This is a genomic window from Kutzneria sp. NPDC052558, assembly GCF_044547355.1.
In the GTDB taxonomy this organism is placed as follows: Bacteria; Actinomycetota; Actinomycetes; order Mycobacteriales; family Pseudonocardiaceae; genus Kutzneria.
On the sequence record NZ_JBIUAG010000001.1, the window covers coordinates 360,835 to 379,685 of the forward strand.

18 protein-coding genes are annotated in these 18,851 nt (G+C 70.9%); 8 read left to right on the forward strand and 10 right to left on the reverse strand.

Annotated elements, in window-relative coordinates:
• Positions 1–3: 3 nt before the first annotated feature.
• A complete protein-coding gene (locus ACIG5F_RS01630) occupies positions 4–918 on the forward strand; it encodes a 5'-nucleotidase (RefSeq protein WP_396515421.1) in 915 nt (304 codons plus the stop codon).
• Between the two features lie 6 nt (positions 919–924).
• Here the strand turns inward: ACIG5F_RS01630 and alc are convergent, their stop codons facing one another.
• Genes alc through ACIG5F_RS01660 form a run of 6 tightly spaced genes read right to left on the reverse strand, consistent with a single transcriptional unit; the run spans position 925 to position 7,834 of the window.
• Positions 925–2,034, reverse strand: a complete 1,110-nt coding sequence (alc, locus tag ACIG5F_RS01635) for an allantoicase (RefSeq protein WP_396515422.1) — start codon at positions 2,032–2,034, stop codon at positions 925–927.
• Positions 2,031–3,356, reverse strand: a complete 1,326-nt coding sequence (gene allB / locus ACIG5F_RS01640) for an allantoinase AllB (protein ID WP_396515680.1) — start codon at positions 3,354–3,356, stop codon at positions 2,031–2,033. Before allB ends, alc begins: the two co-directional genes overlap by 4 nt.
• Before the next feature lie 29 nt (positions 3,357–3,385).
• Positions 3,386–4,465, reverse strand: coding sequence for a glycerate kinase (locus ACIG5F_RS01645; RefSeq protein ID WP_396515423.1), 1,080 nt, complete (start codon positions 4,463–4,465; stop codon positions 3,386–3,388).
• An 8-nt stretch (positions 4,466–4,473) separates the two neighbouring features.
• Entirely contained in the window at positions 4,474–6,168 is a 1,695-nt protein-coding gene (gene gcl / locus ACIG5F_RS01650) for a glyoxylate carboligase (protein ID WP_396515424.1), read from the reverse strand.
• A gap of 2 nt (positions 6,169–6,170) precedes the next feature.
• Entirely contained in the window at positions 6,171–7,040 is an 870-nt protein-coding gene (locus ACIG5F_RS01655) for an NAD(P)-dependent oxidoreductase (RefSeq protein WP_396515425.1), read from the reverse strand.
• Complete coding sequence (locus ACIG5F_RS01660) at positions 7,037–7,834, reverse strand: hydroxypyruvate isomerase family protein (RefSeq protein ID WP_396515426.1); 798 nt, start codon at positions 7,832–7,834, stop codon at positions 7,037–7,039. The genes ACIG5F_RS01655 and ACIG5F_RS01660 overlap by 4 nt, the downstream gene beginning before the upstream one ends.
• A gap of 100 nt (positions 7,835–7,934) precedes the next feature.
• Here ACIG5F_RS01660 and ACIG5F_RS01665 point away from each other — a divergent pair, with 100 nt between their 5' ends.
• The 5 genes from ACIG5F_RS01665 to ACIG5F_RS01685 all read left to right on the forward strand — a co-directional run bounded on the left by ACIG5F_RS01665 (position 7,935) and on the right by ACIG5F_RS01685 (position 11,473).
• Positions 7,935–8,417 (forward strand): helix-turn-helix domain-containing protein, encoded by a 483-nt coding sequence (locus tag ACIG5F_RS01665; protein ID WP_396515427.1) that lies wholly within the window; start codon positions 7,935–7,937, stop codon positions 8,415–8,417.
• Positions 8,418–8,472: 55 nt separating this feature from the next.
• The gene (gene uraD / locus ACIG5F_RS01670) at positions 8,473–8,907 is read left to right on the forward strand and encodes a 2-oxo-4-hydroxy-4-carboxy-5-ureidoimidazoline decarboxylase (RefSeq protein ID WP_396515428.1); all 435 of its coding nucleotides are present in this window, start codon (positions 8,473–8,475) and stop codon (positions 8,905–8,907) included.
• Positions 8,904–9,221: a hydroxyisourate hydrolase gene (gene uraH, locus ACIG5F_RS01675; RefSeq protein ID WP_396515429.1), complete on the forward strand. Its 318-nt coding sequence runs from the start codon at positions 8,904–8,906 to the stop codon at positions 9,219–9,221. Before uraD ends, uraH begins: the two co-directional genes overlap by 4 nt.
• Positions 9,222–9,226: 5 nt before the next feature.
• Positions 9,227–10,105, forward strand: coding sequence for a factor-independent urate hydroxylase (pucL, locus tag ACIG5F_RS01680; protein WP_396515430.1), 879 nt, complete (start codon positions 9,227–9,229; stop codon positions 10,103–10,105).
• A 153-nt stretch (positions 10,106–10,258) separates the two neighbouring features.
• Positions 10,259–11,473, forward strand: a complete 1,215-nt coding sequence (locus ACIG5F_RS01685; RefSeq protein WP_396515431.1) for a branched-chain amino acid ABC transporter substrate-binding protein — start codon at positions 10,259–10,261, stop codon at positions 11,471–11,473.
• Between the two features lie 51 nt (positions 11,474–11,524).
• Here ACIG5F_RS01685 and ACIG5F_RS01690 read toward each other — a convergent pair whose 3' ends face one another.
• Positions 11,525–12,259, reverse strand: a complete 735-nt coding sequence (locus ACIG5F_RS01690) for a DUF899 family protein (RefSeq protein WP_396515432.1) — start codon at positions 12,257–12,259, stop codon at positions 11,525–11,527.
• 102 nt (positions 12,260–12,361) lie between these two features.
• Positions 12,362–12,859, reverse strand: coding sequence for a pyridoxamine 5'-phosphate oxidase family protein (locus tag ACIG5F_RS01695; RefSeq protein ID WP_396515433.1), 498 nt, complete (start codon positions 12,857–12,859; stop codon positions 12,362–12,364).
• A gap of 101 nt (positions 12,860–12,960) precedes the next feature.
• Between ACIG5F_RS01695 and ACIG5F_RS01700 the strand changes: the two genes are divergently transcribed.
• Positions 12,961–14,181 (forward strand): low temperature requirement protein A, encoded by a 1,221-nt coding sequence (locus tag ACIG5F_RS01700; RefSeq protein WP_396515434.1) that lies wholly within the window; start codon positions 12,961–12,963, stop codon positions 14,179–14,181.
• Here ACIG5F_RS01700 and ACIG5F_RS01705 read toward each other — a convergent pair.
• Positions 14,178–14,999, reverse strand: a complete 822-nt coding sequence (locus ACIG5F_RS01705) for a helix-turn-helix domain-containing protein (protein ID WP_396515435.1) — start codon at positions 14,997–14,999, stop codon at positions 14,178–14,180. The genes ACIG5F_RS01700 and ACIG5F_RS01705 overlap by 4 nt on opposite strands.
• 87 nt (positions 15,000–15,086) lie before the next feature.
• Here ACIG5F_RS01705 and ACIG5F_RS01710 point away from each other — a divergent pair, with 87 nt between their 5' ends.
• Positions 15,087–16,337: an MFS transporter gene (locus ACIG5F_RS01710; protein ID WP_396515436.1), complete on the forward strand. Its 1,251-nt coding sequence runs from the start codon at positions 15,087–15,089 to the stop codon at positions 16,335–16,337.
• Here the strand turns inward: ACIG5F_RS01710 and ACIG5F_RS01715 are convergent.
• Positions 16,316–18,826 carry a glutaminase domain-containing protein gene (locus ACIG5F_RS01715; protein ID WP_396515437.1) on the reverse strand — a complete coding sequence of 837 codons (2,511 nt, stop codon included), beginning with the start codon at positions 18,824–18,826 and terminating at the stop codon, positions 16,316–16,318. The two genes, ACIG5F_RS01710 and ACIG5F_RS01715, sit on opposite strands and share 22 nt — an antisense overlap.
• Between the last annotated feature and the right edge of the window lie 25 nt (positions 18,827–18,851).

Genomic DNA, 18,851 nt, shown 5'->3' on the forward strand with positions numbered 1-18,851 from the left:
CCCGTGGCCTACGACGTCGGGGACCACCTGGTGGTCGGCATCGCCTCCAGCGCGCTGTTCGACCTGGCCGAATCCGACCGCGTGTTCCGCGAGGACGGCGAGCAGGCCTACCGCCGCTACCAGGAGGAGCACCGGGACGATCCGCTGCGGCCGGGCGTGGCGTTCCCGTTCGCCCGAAGGTTGTTGTCCCTCAACGACATCAGCCCGGTCGACGTGATCGTGCTTTCCCGCAACGACCCCGACACCGGCCTGCGGGTGATGCGGTCCATCGCCCACCACCGGCTGCCCATCACCCGCGCGATCTTCACCCAGGGCCGCGCCCCCTACCGGTTCATGCCGGCCCTGAACATGTGCCTTTTCCTGTCCGCCAACGACTCCGACGTCCGGCAGGCGGTCGAGGCCGGCCTGCCGGCCGGTCGGGTGCTGGACTCGACCTTCGTCGACGACGAGCAGGACGACGAGCTGCGCATCGCCTTCGACTTCGACGGCGTGCTGGCCAGCGACTCCTCCGAGCGCGTGATGCAGGCCGAGGGCCTGGACAGCTTCCAGAGCCACGAGCTCGCCAACGCCGTCACGCCGCTGGAACCCGGGCCGCTCAAGAACTTCCTGGCGGCGATCAACCGGATCCAGCGGCGTGAGGAGGAGCACCGCCTGGCCAATCCCGCCTACCGCAACCGGGTTCGCGTCTCCATCGTCACCGCCCGCAGCGCCCCCGCCCACGAGCGGGCCATGCTGAGCCTCAAACGCTGGGGCGTCATGGTCAACGACGCCTTTTTCCTCGGCGGCATCGGCAAAGCCGGCATTCTCGACGTGTTGAAGCCGCACGTCTTCTTCGACGACCAGCCCCTCAACCTCACCTCCCGCGAGGTCCCCGGCGTCCACGTCCCCTTCGGAGTCATCAACGAGCCACCCCCCTGACCCGCCTCAGCGGAGAAGGGTGCTGAGGGCGTGGGGTAGGGGCTGGTCGGCGTCCAGCGGCCGAGCGTCCACAATGGCCTTGTTGTCGAAGACGGCCATGGCGTGGTCGGCGGGCAGGGTGTTGAACCAGCGGCGTAGCAAGGAAGAGCGGCCGGCGTCGGTGGGGGCCCCGGTGAGGCGCAGGCGGGCCATGCCGCCGTCGGGGAAGACGTCGAGGCGGACGTGCTTGACCGGCTGGGCGACGTCGAGCAGGAAGCGGTGGCGGGTGTCGGGCTGGAGGCGGGTCCTGGGCAGTAACGGGAACCACGCCGAAGGGTCGTCGACGCGCTCGCCGCAGCCGCTGAGGGAGGCCCAGCCTGGGGCGTTTCCCTTGAAGTGACTGGTGTCCAGCTCGGCGAGGGTGAGCACGCCCTCGGCCGCCAGCCGCAGCAGCACCCAGTCGTTGCCGTCGTCGCGGCGGCGGGCGGTCTCCCAGCCGTCGCCCATGACGGCGGCGAAGCCGGGCGAGATCAGGTTGGTGGGCTTGGAGTAGAAGACGTTGCTGGCGTCGAGGATCTCGCCGCCGTTCTCCAGCGCGGCCAGGTCCACCGAGCCGATGAGCAGCCGTGGGTCGGCGATGGGCTCGCCGTGCACCCGCAACCGGGCGACGCCGCCGTCCGGGTAGATGGTCAGCCGGACGTGGGTCCAGCGCCGATCCGAGTCCACGTCGAAGAAGTTCTCGGTGTCCCCGGCCAGCTTTCCCCGCGAGACGATGGTGTGCCACTGCGTGGCCACCAGCTCCTCGGCCGACGGATAGCCCTCCACCGCGCGGGCCTCGACCGACGCCTCGACCGGGAAGTTGCCCTTGAAGAACGCGGTGTCGACGATGACGCCCCGCACCACGCCCGCCACTCCGAGCCGCACGATCGCCTGGTCCACCCCCGGCTCCCGCCGCCGCCGGGTCTCCCACCCGTCGTACACCTGGCCCTTGTGCCCGAAGGTGTAGGTCTGGAACACCGCCGGCTCCGGCTTGATCAGGTTCTCCCGCTCGGCGAAGAACTCGTCGTTCGCCCACGGCACGCCGCCGCCCAGCCGACGCGAGGCGAGATCGGGCAGCGTGGTCCAAGCCGGTGTCATGCGTCTCCTCTGGTGAGCAGCGTTCCGAACGGGCCGTCGACGACGTCGCGGCCGCGCAGCCAGGTGGTGCGGACGACGCCGTGCAGGTCGCGGCCGTGGTAGGGGGTGACGGGGTTGCGGTGGGCCAGCTCCTGGGCGTCGACGGTGAAGGGCTGGTCGGGGGCGAAGACGGTCAGGTCGGCGTCCATGCCGACGGCGATGCGGCCCTTGCGGGCGAAGCCGGCCAGGGCGGCGGGCTTGACCGCCATCCAGTCGATGACCCGCGTCAGGTCGAAGCCGCGCCGGCGGGCCTCGGTCCAGACGGCCGGCAGCCCGAGCTGGAGGCTGGCCACGCCGCCCCAGGCGTGCCCGAAGTCGCCGGTGTCCAGGCGTTTGAGGTCCACGGTGCACGGCGAGTGGTCGCTGACCACAAGATCGATCACGCCGTCGGCGAGGCCCTGCCAGAGGGCGTCGCGGTTGGCGTCCTCGCGGATGGGCGGGCAGCACTTGAACTGGGTGGCGCCGTCGGGGATGTCCTCGGCGGTGAAGCACAGGTAGTGCGGGCAGGTCTCGGCGGTGATCGGCAGGCCATCGGCCTTGGCCTCGGCGATCAGCGGCAGGGCGTCGGCCGAGGACAGGTGCAGGATGTGCGCGCGGGCCCCGGTGCGCCGGGCCAGCGCGATCACGGCCTTGATCGCCTCGTTCTCGGCCCGTCGCGGCCGGGAGGCCAGGAAGTCCCGGTAGCGCCGCCCGCACGAGGGCGGGGCGGCGTCGATGACCTCGGCGTCCTCGGCGTGCACGATCATCAGGCCGTCGAACTCGCGCAGCTCCCGCAGGGCGTCGGCCAGCTCGAAATGGGTCAGCGGCGGGAACTCGGGCACGCCCGAGTCGAGCAGGAAGCACTTGAAGCCGAACACCCCGGCGTCGTGCAGCGGACGCAGCGACGGCAGGTTGCCGGGCACCGCGCCGCCCCAGAACCCGACGTCGACGTGCACCCGCCCCTCGGCCGCCTTGCGCTTGACCTCCAGCGCGGCCAGGTCGACCGTCGGCGGCAGGCTGTTGAGCGGCATGTCGACGATGGTCGTGACGCCGCCCCGCGCGGCCGCCCGGGTGGCGGTGTCGAAGCCCTCCCACTCGGCCCGGCCGGGGTCGTTGACGTGCACATGCGTGTCGACCAGGCCCGGCAGCAGCACCTCGTCGTCGTTGAGCCACCGCGCGAACTCCGACGGCGGCGGCGTCTCGAACGGCTCGACCGCGGCGATCCGGCCGTCGCGAACGCCGACCGAGACGGGCCTGATCCCGTCGGGAGTGACCGCCTGCCGGGCCACCAGCGTCAGATCCATTGTGGACACAGCACCTCCCTCGCCACCGCTCAGCAGCATAGGTGATCTCTCACGATGCGCTCGGCCGTCAGTTCCAGCAAGGGGCCCGGCCGGGCGCGGCAGCGGGCGGGGTCGGGCTCCAGGTCGGTGAGCGCGTAGGCGGCGCGGATACCGGCGCCGACCAGGTCTTCCGACGTCAGCGAGCACACGCCGGCCACCGCCACCACCGGGACGTCGCCGGCGGCGCGGGCCACGCCGACCGGGGCCTTGCCGCGCAGCGACTGGGCGTCCAGGGAGCCTTCGCCGGTGATCACCAGGGCGGCGTCGCGCACGGCGTCGCCGAAGCCGAGCAGCTCCAGCAGCACCTCGACGCCGGGGCGGCGGCGAGCGCCGAGGACGGCCAGCGCGGCGTAGCCGACTCCCCCGGCCGCGCCGGAACCCGGCATGGTCGGATCGCCGCCGACGACGTCGGCCCAGCGTTTGAGCGCATCGGCCAGCATCGAGACCTGTAAGGGGCTGGCGCCCTTCTGGGGGCCGTACACCGAAGCCGCGTCGGACAGCGGGTTGTCCACATCCGTGGCCAGCACCAGCTCCACCTGCGACAACCGGGAGTCCAGCCCGCTGAAGTCGACCTTGTCCACGGCGGCGAGACCACCGCCGCCGGGCGCGACCGGCACCCCGGAGGCGTCGAGGACCAGCCCGCCGAGGGCCCGGAGCATGCCGGCGCCGCCGTCGGTGCAGGCGCTGCCGCCGAGGCCGAGCACGATCCGCCGGCAGCCGAGGTCCAGGGCCACCCGGATCAGCTCGCCGACGCCGTAGCTGGTGGCGGACATCGGGGAACTGCCCCAGCCGAGCCCGGCGGCCTGGGCCAGCTCGACCACGGCGGCGCCGGTCCGGAAGGCGAGCATCGCGCGCACCGGCGTGCCCAGCGGCCCGGTCACGGTGGTGACCAGCCGGTCGAAGCCGGCGGCGCAGGCGGCGTCCACGGTGCCCTCGCCGCCGTCGGCCACCGGCACCACCCGCACCTCCAGCGCAGGGTCGGCCCGCCGCAGGCCGGCCGCCAGGTGCTCGGCGACCTGGCCCGCGGCGAGCGTGCCCTTGAACTTGTCCGGGGCCAGCAGGACCTTCACCGTCAGCCTCAGCTGACCGGCTCGAACTCGACGACGGCGTCCAGCGCGCTGCCCATGGACGCGTTGGCGGCCCGGTCGATCATGATCTCGACCAGCACCGGGCGGCTGGTCCTGGCGGCCTCCTTGCGGGCCCAGGCCAGCGCGTCGGTGATCTCCGACGGCTCGGTCACCCGCCGGCCGGCGCAGCCGTAGGCCTCCATGATCTTGACGTTGTCGGTGCCGTAGTCGTCGTAGTGGATGTCGACCTGGTAGTTCATGTTGTAGCCGGTCTCGGCCTGCCGGATCAGGCCCAGGTACTCGTTGTTGAGCATGATCAGCACGAACGGCACGTCGTACTGGGCGGCCACGGCCAGCTCCTCGACCAGGAACTGGAACGAGTAGTCGCCGACCACCGCGACCACCTCGGCGTCCGGCTTGGCCGTGCGCACGCCGATCGCCGCCGGGATCTCCCAGCCCAGCGGCCCGGCCTGGCCGCAGACCTGGTAGTGCCGGGGCCGATGGGCGCGCTGGAACTGGCCCGACCAGATCTGGTACAGCCCGATCGCGGTGACGAAGTACGTCTCCGGGCCGTAGAACTCGTTGATCTCCCGGAACACCCGCGGCGCCTTGATCGGCACGGTGTCGAAGTCGTCCCGGCGCGGCAGCTGCGCCCGCAGTTCCGCGATTCGTCCCACCCAGTGCGACCAGGTCCGCCTTGACTGCCGCCGCCGGGCCGCCTCCAGCAGCGCCTCCAGGAACAGCCGGGTGTCGGCGACGACGCCGAGATCGGGCCCGAACACCCGGCCGATCTGCAACGGGTCCACGTCCACGTGCACGAAGGTCCGGTCGCCCCGGTAGACCGACAGCTCCCCGGTGTGCCGGTCGCCGAAGCGCGCGCCCAGCGCCAGCACGAAATCCGACTCCAGGAACAGGGCGTTGGCCCAGCGCTGGCTGGTCTGGATGCCGGCCATGCCGGCGAACAGCTCGTGGTCCTCGGGCAGACTTCCCTTGCCCATCAACGTGATCTGCACCGGCACGCCCAGCAGCTCGGCCACCTCCCGCAGCACGCCGGACGCCTCGCCGGTGATCACGCCGCCGCCGGCCAGCAGCAGCGGCCGCTCGGCCGCCAGCAGCAGGTCCAGCGCCCGCTCGACCCGGGGCGGGTGCGGGGCGACGGCCTCGACCGGCAGCGGGGCGTCGATCGCGCCGTCCCACTCGATCTCCTGCTTCTGCACGTCCAGCGGCAGGTCGATCAGCACCGGCCCGGGCCGGCCGGAGCGGGCGACGCGGAACGCCTCGCGGAAGATCCACGGGGCCTGCGCCGCCTCCTTGACCTGCACCGCCCACTTGGTGACCGGCTTGGCGATCTCCACGATGTCGACGGCCTGGAAGGCCTCCTGGTGCAGCTTGGTCGAGACGGCCTGGCCGGTGACGCACAGGATCGGCACCGAGTCGGCCTGCGCGGTGTAGAGCCCGGTGATCATGTTGGTGCCGGCCGGGCCGGAGGTGCCGACGGCCACGCCGACGTTGCCGGTGGTGCGCGCCCACCCGTCGGCCATGTGGGTGGCGCCCTCCTCGTGCCGCACGATCAGGTGCTTGAGCTCGCTCTGCTCCAGGGCGGCGTAGAACGGCAGGATGGCGGCGCCCGGGCAGCCGTAGACGATGTCCACGCCCTCGGAGGCCAGCACCTCGACGACCGCCTGCATGACGGGGATCCTCGGCATGGCTATTCCCTTCCCGACAGGGTCTCGACGACCTTGAGCAGCGCGGAGTGGTCCAGCGAGCCGTGGCCCATGGCCCGGGCGGCGGCGACCAGCTGGGCGGTCAGCCCGGCCATCGGCAGCGCCACGTCCGCCTGGCGGGCGGCGGCCTGCACGATGCCCATGTCCTTGTGGTGCAGGTCGATCCGGAAGCCGGGCCGGAAGTCGCGGGCGATCATCGACTCGCGCTTGAGGTCGAGGATCCGGTTGGCGGCCAGGCCGCCGGCCAGCACGTCCATGCCGGCGTGCGCGTCCACACCGGACGCCTCCAGCAGCACGATCGCCTCGCTGACCAGGGCATAGATGCCGCCCACGACCAGCTGGTTGGCCGCCTTGACGACCTGGCCGGCGCCGTGCGGGCCGACGTGCACGATGGTCTTGCCCAGCTTCTCCAGCAGCGGCCGGGCCTGCGCGAAGTCGGCGTCGGAGCCACCGACCATAATGGACAGTGCCGCGTTCTTGGCCCCGGCCTCGCCGCCGGACACCGGGGCGTCCAGCACGCGAATTCCCTTGTGGGCGGCCGAATTCGCCACTGCGATGGAGGTCTCGGGGCGGATCGTGCTCATGTCGATCAGCAGCAGGCCGTCGCCGCCGGCGGCGATCACCTCGGTGGTCACCGCCTCGACGTGCTCGTCCTGCGGCAGCATGGTGATCACGACCTCGGCCCCGGCGACGGCCTCGGCCACGTCGGCGGCGCGCTGGCCGCCGGCCTCGACCAGCCTGGCCAGGGCCGGTGCGGACAGGTCGAAGCCGGTGACGGTGTGGCCGGCGGCGGCCAGGTGGCCGGCCATCGGCGACCCCATGATGCCGAGGCCGATGAAGCCGATCTTTGTCACGACAGTTCCCTCCGAAACTCTGGGAGCCAACCGAAGCTGTCCGCGGTGACGCCGGTCGGCCGGTACTCGGCCCCGACGTGGCCGCGATAGCCGTTGGCGGCCAAGGTGGTCAGGTGACGCAGCAGGTCCAGCCGGCCGCTGCCGGGTTCGCCCCGGCCGGGGGCGTCGGCGAACTGCACGTGGCCGATGCGCTCGATGTGCTTGCTGGTCACGGTGTCGAGGTCGTCGCCGTTGACCGCGAGGTGGTAGAGGTCGCAGAGCAGGGCGACGTTGTCCAGCGGCACCCGGTCGGCGACGGCCAGCGCGTCGGCCGCGGTCAGCAGCGGGTAGTCGGGCGCGCCGGACAGCGGCTCCAGCACGATCGTGCCCTCGATCGCCCGTACGGCGGTGGCCGCGACGAGCAGGTTGGCGTCGGCCAGTTCGTCCTGTTCGGACGGTGTGAAACCGGCGATCCGGTTGCCGTACAAGGCGTTGAAGGTGCGGCAGCCGGTGCGGCGGGCGATGTCGACGGCGATCTCCACGCTGTCGGCGAACTCGCCCTGCCGGCCGGGCCAGGAGACAACGCCGCGGTCGCCCGCGGGCATGTCGCCGGCGAAGAAGTTGAGGCCGACCAGTCGGGCGCCGGCCGCGTCCAGGGCGGCGACGAACGCGTCGACCTCGGCCGGCGCCGGGTTCGCGGTGTCGAACGGCCACCAGAACTCCACCGCGTCGAAGCCGGCCCGCTTGGCCGCCCGGGGCCGCTCCAGCAGCGGCAGCTCGGTAAACAGGATCGAGAGGTTGGCGTCGAGAAGCACCGGATCACTCCGATTCCGTATCGCGGAATTACTTTTCCGATTAGTGAGAGAGTAGAACGGCTCGCTGCGGCCGGTCAACGGTCGGCGCTACGGTTCGACCGTGGATCTGGAGGCCGAGTTCACCACCGAGCCGTTCCGCGCCGAGGCCGGCGGCGAGCCGCCCGCGCACGCGTCACGGGCCGCCGAGCAGGCCAGAAAGGCCGGCCTGGACACGACTTTCGGGCCGCTGGGCACCACCGTCCGAGGCGCGTCGGATCAGGTGCTGGCCGCGCTGCCGGAGATCTTCCGGGCCGCCCTGGACGGCGGGGCCACCCGGGTGACCCTGCGCCTGGACGCCGCCACACCGCCGGAGCAGACCGGGAAACCGACACCGGTCGTCGGCGGCCTGGAGCGGGTCATCGCCGAGGTCGAATCCGAATTCGGCGGGCCGCTGAGCGGGCTGTCCCGGGCCGACAAGCAGCGAGCGGTGCGCTTACTGGAGGAACGCGGCGCGTTCGAGATGCGGAAATCCGTGCCGGCGGTGGCCGAGGCCCTGGGCGTCACCCGGTTCACGGTCTACAACTACCTGAATCGAACCCCATGATCGACTTCAACAAATTGTTGACATCGCTGGTCCGCCGCTTCTACCGTCGCTCCCCATGAACCTCGACGAGGCGACGCTGACCGAGTGCCTGGCGGTGCCCCGCTGGGTGCGGGCGGTGCTCGACGGCCGGCCCTACGCCTGTCCCGAGGCGCTGTTCGCGGCGGCCGAGCGGGAGGCGGCGACGCTGACCGCCGAGGAGGTCGACCTGGCGCTGGCCGGCCATCCGCGCATCGGCGACAAGAGCGGCAGCGCCACCTCCCGGGCCGAACAGTCCGGTGTGGACAATGCCGACGAGTTCCTGGCCGCCAACCGTGAGTACGAGTTGCGGTTCGACCGGATCTACCTCGTCTGCGCCGCCGGCCGCAGCGGGACCGAGCTGCTGGCCGACCTGCGGCAGCGGCTGGGCAACGACCCCGACACCGAGCTGGCCGTGACCGTCCGGGAACTGGGCAAGATCGCGCTGCTCCGCCTCAGGAAAGCCGTCTCATGATCACCACGCACGTGCTCGACACCACCTCCGGCCAGCCCGCCCAAGGGGTTCTGGTCCGGCTGGAATCGAACGGACACATCATCGGCGACGCGGTCACCGACGAGGACGGCCGCTGCCGCGCACTCGGCCCCGCCCACGTCGAGGCCGGCGTCTACCGGCTGGTCTTCGACACCGACACCTACTTCGCCCGGGTGGGACGCGAGGCGTTCTTCCCCGAGGTGACCGTGACCTTCCGGATCACCGACCCCGACCGCCACCACCACGTGCCGGTCCTGCTGAGCCCGTTTTCCTTCACCAGCTACCGAGGGAGCTGATCGGCGTGGCCGTGCACCTTGGCCCCAACCAGTACGGCAAGGCGGAGAACCGTCTGGTCACGGTGTCCCGCAACGGTTCCGTGCACACGCTGCGGGACCTGACGGTCAGCACGTCGCTGCGCGGCGACCTGGCCGCCACCCACCTGACCGGCGACAACTCCGGCGTCGTGCCCACCGACACGCAGAAGAACACCGTCTACGCCTTCGCCAAGGAGGCGCCGGTCGGCGAGATCGAGGAGTTCGCGCTGCGGCTGGGCCGGCACTTCGTCGGCTCCTTCGACCAGATCACCGGCGCCCGCGTCCTGATCGACGAGCACGGCTGGGGCCGCATCGCCGCCAACGACCACTCCTTCGTCCGCGGATCCGACGAGAAGCGCACCACCGCCGTCACCATCGAGCACGACCAGGCCTGGGTCGTCTCCGGGCTGCGCGACCTGGTGGTGCTCAAGACAACCGGGTCCGAATTCCACGGCTACCCGCGCGACCGGTACACCACCCTGCCCGAGACCACCGACCGGATCCTGGCCACGGCGGTCAGCGCCCACTGGCGTTTCTCCACTGTGGACGTCGACTGGGCCAAGAGCTTCGCCGAGGCCCGCGAGGCCATGCTGGCGGCGTTCGCCGACACCCACAGCCTTTCCCTGCAACAGACCCTCTACGCGATGGGCGAGGCCGTGATCGAGGCCCGGCCGGAGATCGCCGAGGTGCGGCTGTCCCTGCCCAACAAGCACCACTTCGTGGTCGACCTCAGCAAGTTCGGGCTGGACAACGACAACGAGGTCTTCTACGCCGCCGACCGCCCGTACGGGCTGATCGAGGGCGCGGTTGTGCGCGACGACGCCCCCGAGCCGGGGCTGGCCTGGCACACCCTGCCGGCGTTCTAGCCGATCGGGAGGCCGATCGGGCAGACAAGAGCAGCGCCGCCGGTTCGGCGGCGCATCCCGACCTATGCTCACGTCGCCGTGGATCACGTCCACGTGCGACAGCGCCACCGGCGCTCGGGATGCTTCTCCTCTTGTGCGTGAAAGGTTCTACCGATGTTCTCTCGCGTTGCGAGGCTGGTCGCGGTGCCGGCTGCCCTGCTGGCGCTGGCCGCCTGTGGCACGAACAAGACCGAGTCGTCGGCCAGCGGCGCCGCCTGCGACACCACCAAGGGAACCCTCGTCGTCGGCGTGGTCGCGCCGCTGACCGGCAACGTGTCGGCAGTCGGGCTCGGCATCCGCAACGCCACCCAGCTGGCCGTGGACGAGGCCAACGCCAAGTGCGCGGTCAAGGGCTACAAGCTGGCCGTGGACGCCGAGGACGACCAGGCCACGCCGCAGACCGGCGCGCAGGCCGCGAGCAAGCTCGCGGCCGACGACGCGGTGCTGGGCGTGGTCGGCACGTTCAACTCCTCGGTGGCCCAGGTGGTGCAGCCGATCCTCAACGGCAAGAAGATCCCCATGGTCTCGCCGGCCAACACCAACCCGGCGCTGACCAGGGGCGAGGACCCGGCCAACCCCAGGCGGCCGTTCGACACCTACTTCCGGGTCTGCGCCACCGACGACTTCCAGGGCCCGTACGCGGCCGACTACCTGGTCAAGACGGCCGGCAAGAAGAAGATCGCGATCATCCAGGACGGCAAGACCTACGGCAAGGGCCTGGCCAAGGAGTTCGCCAGGAAGGTCACCGCCGACGGCGGCCAGATCGTCGACCAGGAGCAGGTCGGCGAGACCGACACCGACTTCTCCGGCGTGCTGACCAAGGTCAAGGCGGCCAAGCCGGACGCGATCTACTACGGCGGCGAGTACCCGGCCGCCGGCCCGCTGTCCAAGCAGGCCGCCGGCCTCGGCCTGAACGTCGCCGTGATGGGCGGCGACGGCATCTACGACCCGAAGTTCATCGCCCTGGGCGGCAAGGAGGGCGACCTGGCCACCTCGGTCGGCGCGCCCACCGAGTCCCTGGACAGCGCCAAGGACTTCGTCAAGGCCTACACCGCCAAGAACTTCAAGGACCCGTACGCCGCCTACGGCGCGTTCGCCTACGACGCCGCCAACGTCGTCATCGCCAGCGCCGCCAAAACGATCGGCGACGGCGCCTGGAGCGCCGCCTCCCGTGACGCGCTGGTCAAGAACGTCGGCTCCTACACCGGCAACGGCGCCACCGGCGCGATCGCGTTCGACCAGTACGGCGACAGCACCAACAAGGTGCTGACCGTGTACCAGGTCAGCGGCGGCTCGTGGAAGCCGGTCCTGACCGGCGCCGCCAGCTGAGATGCCCCACCGGGAGCGTGTGCCACCCTCCAAGCACACGCTCCCGGTTCGTCAGTGCCCGTGCCCGTCTCGGCCCAGGGTCGTCTCCGGCCCCGCGCCGGGACGGGTCCACTGCGGCACCGGACGGCCGGTCCCGCCCCAGGTCGGGTTGCCGTCCACGTCCGTGCGCCAGTACCAGCAGGCGTGGTTGCCGTCGGGAATGCCCTGCCACGTCTCGCCGCGGCCCCGGGGTGTCATGTCCAGCAAGGCAAAGGACCCGGACATGGCCTCGGTGCCGCGGCCGGTGGTCGAGTAGGTCAGGAACACGCGGTCGCCGTCGCGGAGGTACGAGGTGATGTACCCCATGTCGCCGCCGGCCGGGCCGTCGACGCCGCGGACCGAGTACCAGGGCACGGTGTAGCCCATGAACTCCGTGAACGGCGCGACCTCCTCCCAGCGGCCGACGGTGAGGATGGCGAACGACACGCCGCGGGCGTTGAGGTAGACGTCGGTCGCGTGCCACGCCGCGTAGGTGCAGCCCTCGCACTGCCCCTGGTGCGGCGCGCCGTCCCACCACATGTGCTTGTAGACCAGGAGTTCGTCCCGGCCCTGGAACAGGTCGAGGAACGGCACGGGGCCGTCGGGGCCGACGACCTTGACGGAGCCGTCGAACTCGACCATCGGCAGCTCCCGGCGGGCGGCGGCGATGGCGTCGCCCTCGTGGGTGTGCGCCTTCTCGCGGACCAGCAGCTCGTCACGGGCGGCCTGCCAGGCGGCCATGTCGACCACGGGACGCTGGGTAGTCACGGGATCCTCCAGTGAGTGTCGGGTGTCTCACTGCTGTGTCGTTGCCGCTCTTGTCGTTTCGACATCCGGCTTGATTTCGCTCGTCACTGAAGTGATAGTGCATTACACGCCTTGACGTTCGGCCCGCTGCCGGGCCAGCTCCTCGATGGCGCTGGGCAGCGTGGTCTCGAAGTCGATCAGCTTGGCCCAGGTCGGGGTGACGACGATGCGCACCATGCCGTCGTACAGCGACCGGATCTCGGCCTCCCACGCCACCCGCTGCTCCGGCGACATCTCGTACGAGCCGTTGATCTGGAGGTACTCCTCCGGGATGCCGTCGACCACGTCCAGCTCGACCCGGCCCCGGATGAGCAGGATCTTGGGCGGGTGCACCTCGGTGTCGATGGTCAGCGCGACCGCCGGGTTCTGCCGCAGGGAGTGCAGTTTGGGGGCGTTCTTGGTCGTGCACAGCACGATCTCCGTGCCGTTCCAGGTGAAGGCGATCGGGATGGAACGCGGCGTGCCGTCCTTGGCCACGTAGGCCAGCCGGCACAGGTCGCGCGCCAGCAGCTCCTGGCTGAGCGGGCGGGTGAGGATCTCGGTGATCTGGCTCTGCTCCATGACGGCCTCCCGGTGTCGTTCGTGTCTGCCCCTGGGACGGAGCCGACGACACGTTCTCGCCACCATGGCCGAGAAAGTTTCGGGACGGCAGAATCCGGGCCGTGACCAGTGCGGAGGAGAAGGCCGGCGGCAAGCGGGTCGGGTGGGTCGAGTTGTACTTCGACCTGGTGTTCGTGTTCGCGGTGGGTCAGGTGGCGCACGGCATCGTGACCGATCCGCACTGGTCGCGGGCCGGGGCCGCACTCGGCCTGTTCGTCACGCTGTGGTGGACGTGGATCGGGTTCGCGGTGCTCTACAACCGGCGCGGCGACGACAAGCGCGTCCCGGACCGGCTGTTCCTGCTCGCCGGCACCATCCCGTGCGCGATCGCGGCCACCCAGGCGCACCACGTCTTCGAGGGGCATCCGGCGGTCTTCGCGCTGGCGCTGGCCGGGGTGCGGCTGATCCTGGCGGTAGCGCACCGGTGGCCGAGCAAGGGCGAGGCCACCCAGAACCGGATCGGCTGGGGCTACCTGGTGTCGACGCTGCTGTTCGTCGCCTCCGCCTTCCTCCAGTCGCCGTGGCTGTACGTGGTGTGGGGGTTCGCGCTGGCCCAGGAAGCCGCTTCCCTGCTGTTGTCCGACCGCGGCCGCCGCCACGGCGAACCGCCGTCCCGGGCGACGCGGTGGCGCGAGCTGCTCACGCCGCCGCGGCACCCCGACCAGGCCTTGGACCCGGCGCACCTGTCCGAGCGCTTCGGCCTGTTCATGATCCTGTTGTTGGGCGAGTTGGTGATCACGATCGGCGCGGCCGTGCTGGAGCGGCCGTCCGACGACGGCGGGTACTGGCTGGTCCTGGTCGGCGGCCTGCTGCTGGCCGGGGCGCTGTGGTGGATCTACTTCACCTCGGCCGCCGAGATCTACGAGCGGCTGCTCGGCCTGTCCGGCGGCAACCCGACGCTGGCGTACTCCCTCTACGCCGGTGGGCACCTGCCGCCGGCCTTCGCCCTGCTGCTGATCGCCGCCGGCGTGAACCTGTCCTTGCAGGAGCCAGCCCCGTCCACCGCCGCGTGGTTCGTGACCGCCGGCCTGGCGATCTACCTCGTCGGCACCAAGGTCTTCGCCGCTGGTCCGCGGCACTGGTACCTGGGCGTGGCCCAGATCGCCATGGTGGCCGCCACCGTCTGCCTCGCCTTTGTCGACCGGATCCTGCCCGCGCCGGGAGTGGTCGTGGTCGTTGCGGTGTGGGCCGTCGGCGTCGCCGCCGTGACCGGCCGGATCCGGCACAAGGCACTGGACCTGCTCGGCGACACCCCGGCCGACTTCCTGCGGCGCCTGTCCTAACGCAGGCGGTGTTCGCGGCGGAAGGTCGCCGGCGGGACGCCGCAGGCAGCGGTGAACGCGGTGTAGAAGCGGCTCACCGAGCCGAATCCGGAGTCGGCCGACACCCGTTCGACCGCCAGGTCGGTGGTGATCAGCAGGCGTCGCGCCTCGGCCAGCCGGCGCTGCCGGAGGTAGTCGACGACGGTGGTCTGGACGACCCGGCGGAACTGGGTCATGGCGTAGTTGGGGTGCAGGCTGGCCGCGGCGGCGACGTCGGCGACGGTGAGCGGCTCGCGGAAGTGCTCGGCGATGTGGCGGACCATGGCCACCACCTGGCGCAGCGTCGGGTCCGAGGCGGTGTGCTGGCGCACGGGTTCGCCGAGCGTGGCCAGCGCCAACCGGCGGACCCGGGCCTCCACCTCCAGCATGGCGATGTGACGGCGTTCCGGCTCGTCGCTGTCCAGGTCGGCCTTCCACTGGGCGAAGTTGGCCCGATCGGTGGCCAGCGCCGCCGAAGGCGGGGCGACCAGGGGGACGCCGGCCAGCAGGCGGCTGACCAGCGAGTCCGGCAGGCCCCAGGCCAGGAAGGTCTGGAACGGCACGTAGACCCAGTGCGCGCTGGCGACCGAGTTGGCCACCAGCTGGTGCGGCACCGCCGCCCAGAACGCCGCGACGCTGCCCGGCCCCACCTCGACCGGCGTGCCGCCGAACAGGTAGAGCATGCTGCCGCCGTCGGCGACCAGGTTGATCTCCAGGTCGTCGTGCTGGTGGGCCGCGTCCATCACCTGGGGGCGGCCGGCGTAGCCGCTCAACAGGCCGGGCTCGATCCGAGGATCCAAGAGGTTCCCCCTCCCATCGGTGAAGACCTCGCGGATCGTAGGCCCCTACCGTCGACCGGGTCCACACCATTGAGGAGATCACCCGCTTTGTCCACAGTAGACACGGCTCGGCCGTCCGCGCCGCGCGTCACGCTGGCCTCGCCGCTGTACCGCGGCGCGACGGTGTCGATGTTCCTGTCCGGCCTGGGCATGTCGGCGGCGGCGCCGCAGATCGGGCTGTTCCTCGTCAACGACCTGCACGTGTCGCTGACCACCGCCGGCCTGTACTACCTGACCAATCTCACCGCCCCGATCGCCGGCTATCTCATCGGCGCGCGGTCGGATCGCACCGGCCGGCGGCTCGGCCTGTTCCGCCTCTGCGCGGTGGCCGGATTCCTGGGCTGGCTCGGCATCGCCTTCGCCACGCAGCCGTGGATCCCGTTCGTGATCAGCGCCTTCGTGCTGGGGTTCGCCGGCGCCGCCGGCTCGCAGCTGTTCACCGCCATCCACGACGACCTGCGCGGGAACCCCGTGGGCGACGAGGTCGTGTCGATCGTGCGGATGGCGTTGACCGCCGGCTGGGTCATCGGCCCGGTCGTCGGTTCGTTCCTGGCCGGGGCCGTCGGTCCTCGGGTGATGCTGGCCCTGACCGCGCTGTGCGCCCTGGCCCAGATCTTCCCGCTGGGCTTCCGAAACACGCCGGCCGCTCCCCAGGCTCCCAAGGCCGGGCATGGTCGCCCGGCACTGCGGGCCATGCTGCCGCTGCTCACGTTCTGCGGCCTGTTCGTGCTGGCGTACGCCGGCGAGCCGATCCGCTACGCGTACCTCCCCATCTACATGCAGGATCGGCTGGGCGTTCCGCCTGTCGTCAGCGGTGCGGTCATGGCCATCCAGACGTTCGTCGAGCTGTTCCTGATGCCGCTGGCCGTGGTCGCCGCCCGCCGCATCGGGGCGCTGCGGCTGACCGCGGTCGGCGGGTTGTTCGGGGTCGCCGCGTACCTCTGCTTCTCCTTCAGCGGCAACGTGATCGGCATCGTCGCCGGTCAGGTCCTGATGGGCTGCATCTGGGGTGTGCTGGCCGCCCTCGGCATCGTCGTCGCCCAGCGCCTGCTCCCCCAGGCCGTCGCCACCGCCTCCGCGATCTTCATGACGTCGACCGCCTTCTCCAGCGCCCTCGGCGGCCTGACCGGCGGCCTCGGCGTGAGCCTTCTCGGCCTGCCGCTGGTGTTTCTCGCCCCGGCCTTCTACTGCGTGATCGCCACCGCCGGGCTGACGATCATGAGCCGCCATGCGCTTCCCCGCACACGGACGGGAAGCGCATGGGGCGCGAAGGCGGGTTATCCGAGGCGCCAGAGGTGATCTTCGGTGCCGTTGTCGGACCACTGGGTGACCTGCGCGCCGTCGGCCATGGACTGGTCCTGCACCGCCAGGACCTTGTTGCTGTGCACGTTGACGATCAGCCCGTAGCCGTCGCCCTTGTCGACGATCCGCCACAGGTGGTCGGGGGTTCCGTTGTCCACGTACTGCTGGGCGTGGGCCCCGTCGTCGAGGGATTGGTTGTGCACAGCCAGAACCTTGCCGCTGTGCCGGTTGACGATCCGGTACACACCGGGGCTGTCGGGCACGAGCGACCAGAACTGGTCGGGCGAGCCGACGGAGGCGTACTGGGTGACCTCGGCGCTGTTGGCGATGGACTGCCCGGACACGGCCAGCACCTTGCCGCTGTGCTTGTTCTGGATCCGGATCCAGTTCGTGACGCCGGTCTGCTGCGCGGGCAGCAGCGCCAGGAAGCCGCCGACGACCGGCCGGGCCATGAAGCCCCACAGGTTGCCGTTGCTGACGTTGTACCAGTCGGAGAAGGGAACCCGGCCGGAGGTGGTGTTGGCGAAGTTGTAGACGCCGTTGACCAGCGCGTCCCGGACCGGCAGGTCCCGCAGCCACGCGGCGGTCCAGATCTCCCAATCGCCCTTGGTGTAAGGGTTTCGGGGATCGAGCAGCACGCCGTAGGCGCCGCTCCGCGCCTGGTACCAGGCGGCTTCCTGGGCGTGCACGGCCTCGGGCACGAGGTCGAGGCCCAGCAGCTCGTCGGGATAGCCGTTGTACTTCAGGCTCCAGGTGCCGTTCTGGTCGTACGCCATCTTCAGATGCGTGCCGGACGGGTCCTGGGCGAGGTCGAACCACTGGCTGATGTACGACCGGGCCACCGACAGGTAGTGGTCGGCCTCGGTGGCGTTGCCCAGGAAACGGGAGATCAGGCTCATCGCGCCGATGCCGACGATGCCCTTGAGGGCGAGGTTGGCGCTGTGGGCGATGAAGCCGGTGAAGTCGTCGGTCTGGTTCTGGTAGCCGGGATCCAGGGTGTTGCCGACCAGATAGTCGGCCCACTGCTTGAGGATGGCGTAGTGGGCCTGGGCGAAGGCCTGCCCGTCGGCCGCCGGGAGCCGCTGGGCCAGGGCGGCGGCCATGATCAGCATGTTGGCCGACTCCTCGACCGGCATGTCCTCCTCTTCGCCGTCGTTGTGGCCGGTGGCGTTGGGATAGTGGGTGCCCAGGTCGTGCTCGGCGAAGGTCTTGGGCCAGCCGCCGCGCTCGGCGTAGTCCAGCAGCGGCTCCAGCAGCAGCCGCAGGTAGGCCGGGTCCAGGTAGAGGAATCCGGGGAAGGCCGGATAGATCACGTCGACCGTGCACATGTTGCCGTTGGAGGAGATCTCCTTCAGCATCGCCCACGGGCTTCCGTTGTGGTTCACCAGTTCCGTGCCGGCGATGAACTGCCGCACGGCCAGCGCGCAGATCGCCGCGTAGTTGGCCCCGGCCGCGTTCACGGCGTCCTGCTGGAGTTTGCTGTCCAGAGCCACCGCCCTCGACAGCGCGGTCGGCCGGTCGGCGACGAACCAGTCCATCATGGACTGCCAGGTCGACCAGTAGTGCGTCCACCAAGGATTCAGGGCCTGGTTGAGATAGCTGACGATGGGTGTGCGAATGTGGCCCAGCACTGCGGTGAACTCGGCCGGCGCGGTGCCGACGGAGCCGAGGTCGGCGTTGAGGCCGAGCACCGGCCAGCGGTCGCTGATCCGCCGCGGCATGTTCGTGTCGATGGTCCCGGGCAGCGCCCCGTTGGCGGCATTGCCGCGCACGACGGTGTCCTGCCCGATCTGCCACGTCAGCCCACTGCGGTTGACGCCGGCCAGCACCGTGGTCCCCCACGACGCCTGATCGTTGTTCTCCGCCAACGGTTGTGGCGACGCCGGCGTGAACGTGAGGGCGGTGGTCGACCCGGTCTGCTGCTTGTACCAGGTCACCTGCTGGTTGTTGTCGCCGTGCACCCACTCGGCCGAGATGTCCAGGTAGACGCTGACCCGGTGGGCGTTGCCGTCGGCGCTGGCGGCGGCGACCGTGATGTAGCTCAACGGGATCGACTGCCGTTGCAGGTCGCCGGCTTCGACCGGGGAGAAGAACGTCACGGTCAGCGTGACGCCGCCGCCGGACAGCGTGTAGATCGACCGGGTTGCCGTGACCTGCAAGGAAGTCTGGGTCAGCTGGGGCAGCGCCGGCTGCCCCGGCGCGCCGGCGAAGACATAGGCCGTGCCGTCGATGCGGACGATGCCGCACAGGGCGGCGGTGCGGCCGTTCCAGAAGCTGGACCAGTTGCCGGGCAGGTTGTCGGCGGCGTGCCAGGCCGACAGGTACGGCGACCGCACGGCCAGCGGCGTGGCCGGCGGACGCAGCGGCGTCATGGTGCCGGCCGGCGCCGCGTCAGCGACGCCGGGCATGGCCATCGCCGGCATCGCGCCGGCCGCGGCGACCAGTCCGGCGAGTCTCAGCGCCGAGCGCCGTGACAGGTTTTCCATTGTCCCCCCTGGGGTTCGTGTGCAT

What these genes read in the sequence shown, in the direction of transcription:
- alc (WP_396515422.1), bottom strand. Translation starts at nt 2,034, where the DNA reads ATGACACCGGCTTGGACCACGCTGCCCGATCTCGCCTCGCGTCGGCTG.
- allB (WP_396515680.1), bottom strand. Translation starts at nt 3,356, where the DNA reads ATGGATCTGACGCTGGTGGCCCGGCAGGCGGTCACTCCCGACGGGATC.
- gcl (WP_396515424.1), bottom strand. Translation starts at nt 6,168, where the DNA reads ATGCCGAGGATCCCCGTCATGCAGGCGGTCGTCGAGGTGCTGGCCTCC.
- uraD (WP_396515428.1), top strand. Translation starts at nt 8,473, where the DNA reads ATGAACCTCGACGAGGCGACGCTGACCGAGTGCCTGGCGGTGCCCCGC.
- uraH (WP_396515429.1), top strand. Translation starts at nt 8,904, where the DNA reads ATGATCACCACGCACGTGCTCGACACCACCTCCGGCCAGCCCGCCCAA.
- ACIG5F_RS01685 (WP_396515431.1), top strand. Translation starts at nt 10,259, where the DNA reads ATGTTCTCTCGCGTTGCGAGGCTGGTCGCGGTGCCGGCTGCCCTGCTG.
- ACIG5F_RS01695 (WP_396515433.1), bottom strand. Translation starts at nt 12,859, where the DNA reads ATGGAGCAGAGCCAGATCACCGAGATCCTCACCCGCCCGCTCAGCCAG.
- ACIG5F_RS01715 (WP_396515437.1), bottom strand. Translation starts at nt 18,826, where the DNA reads ATGGAAAACCTGTCACGGCGCTCGGCGCTGAGACTCGCCGGACTGGTC.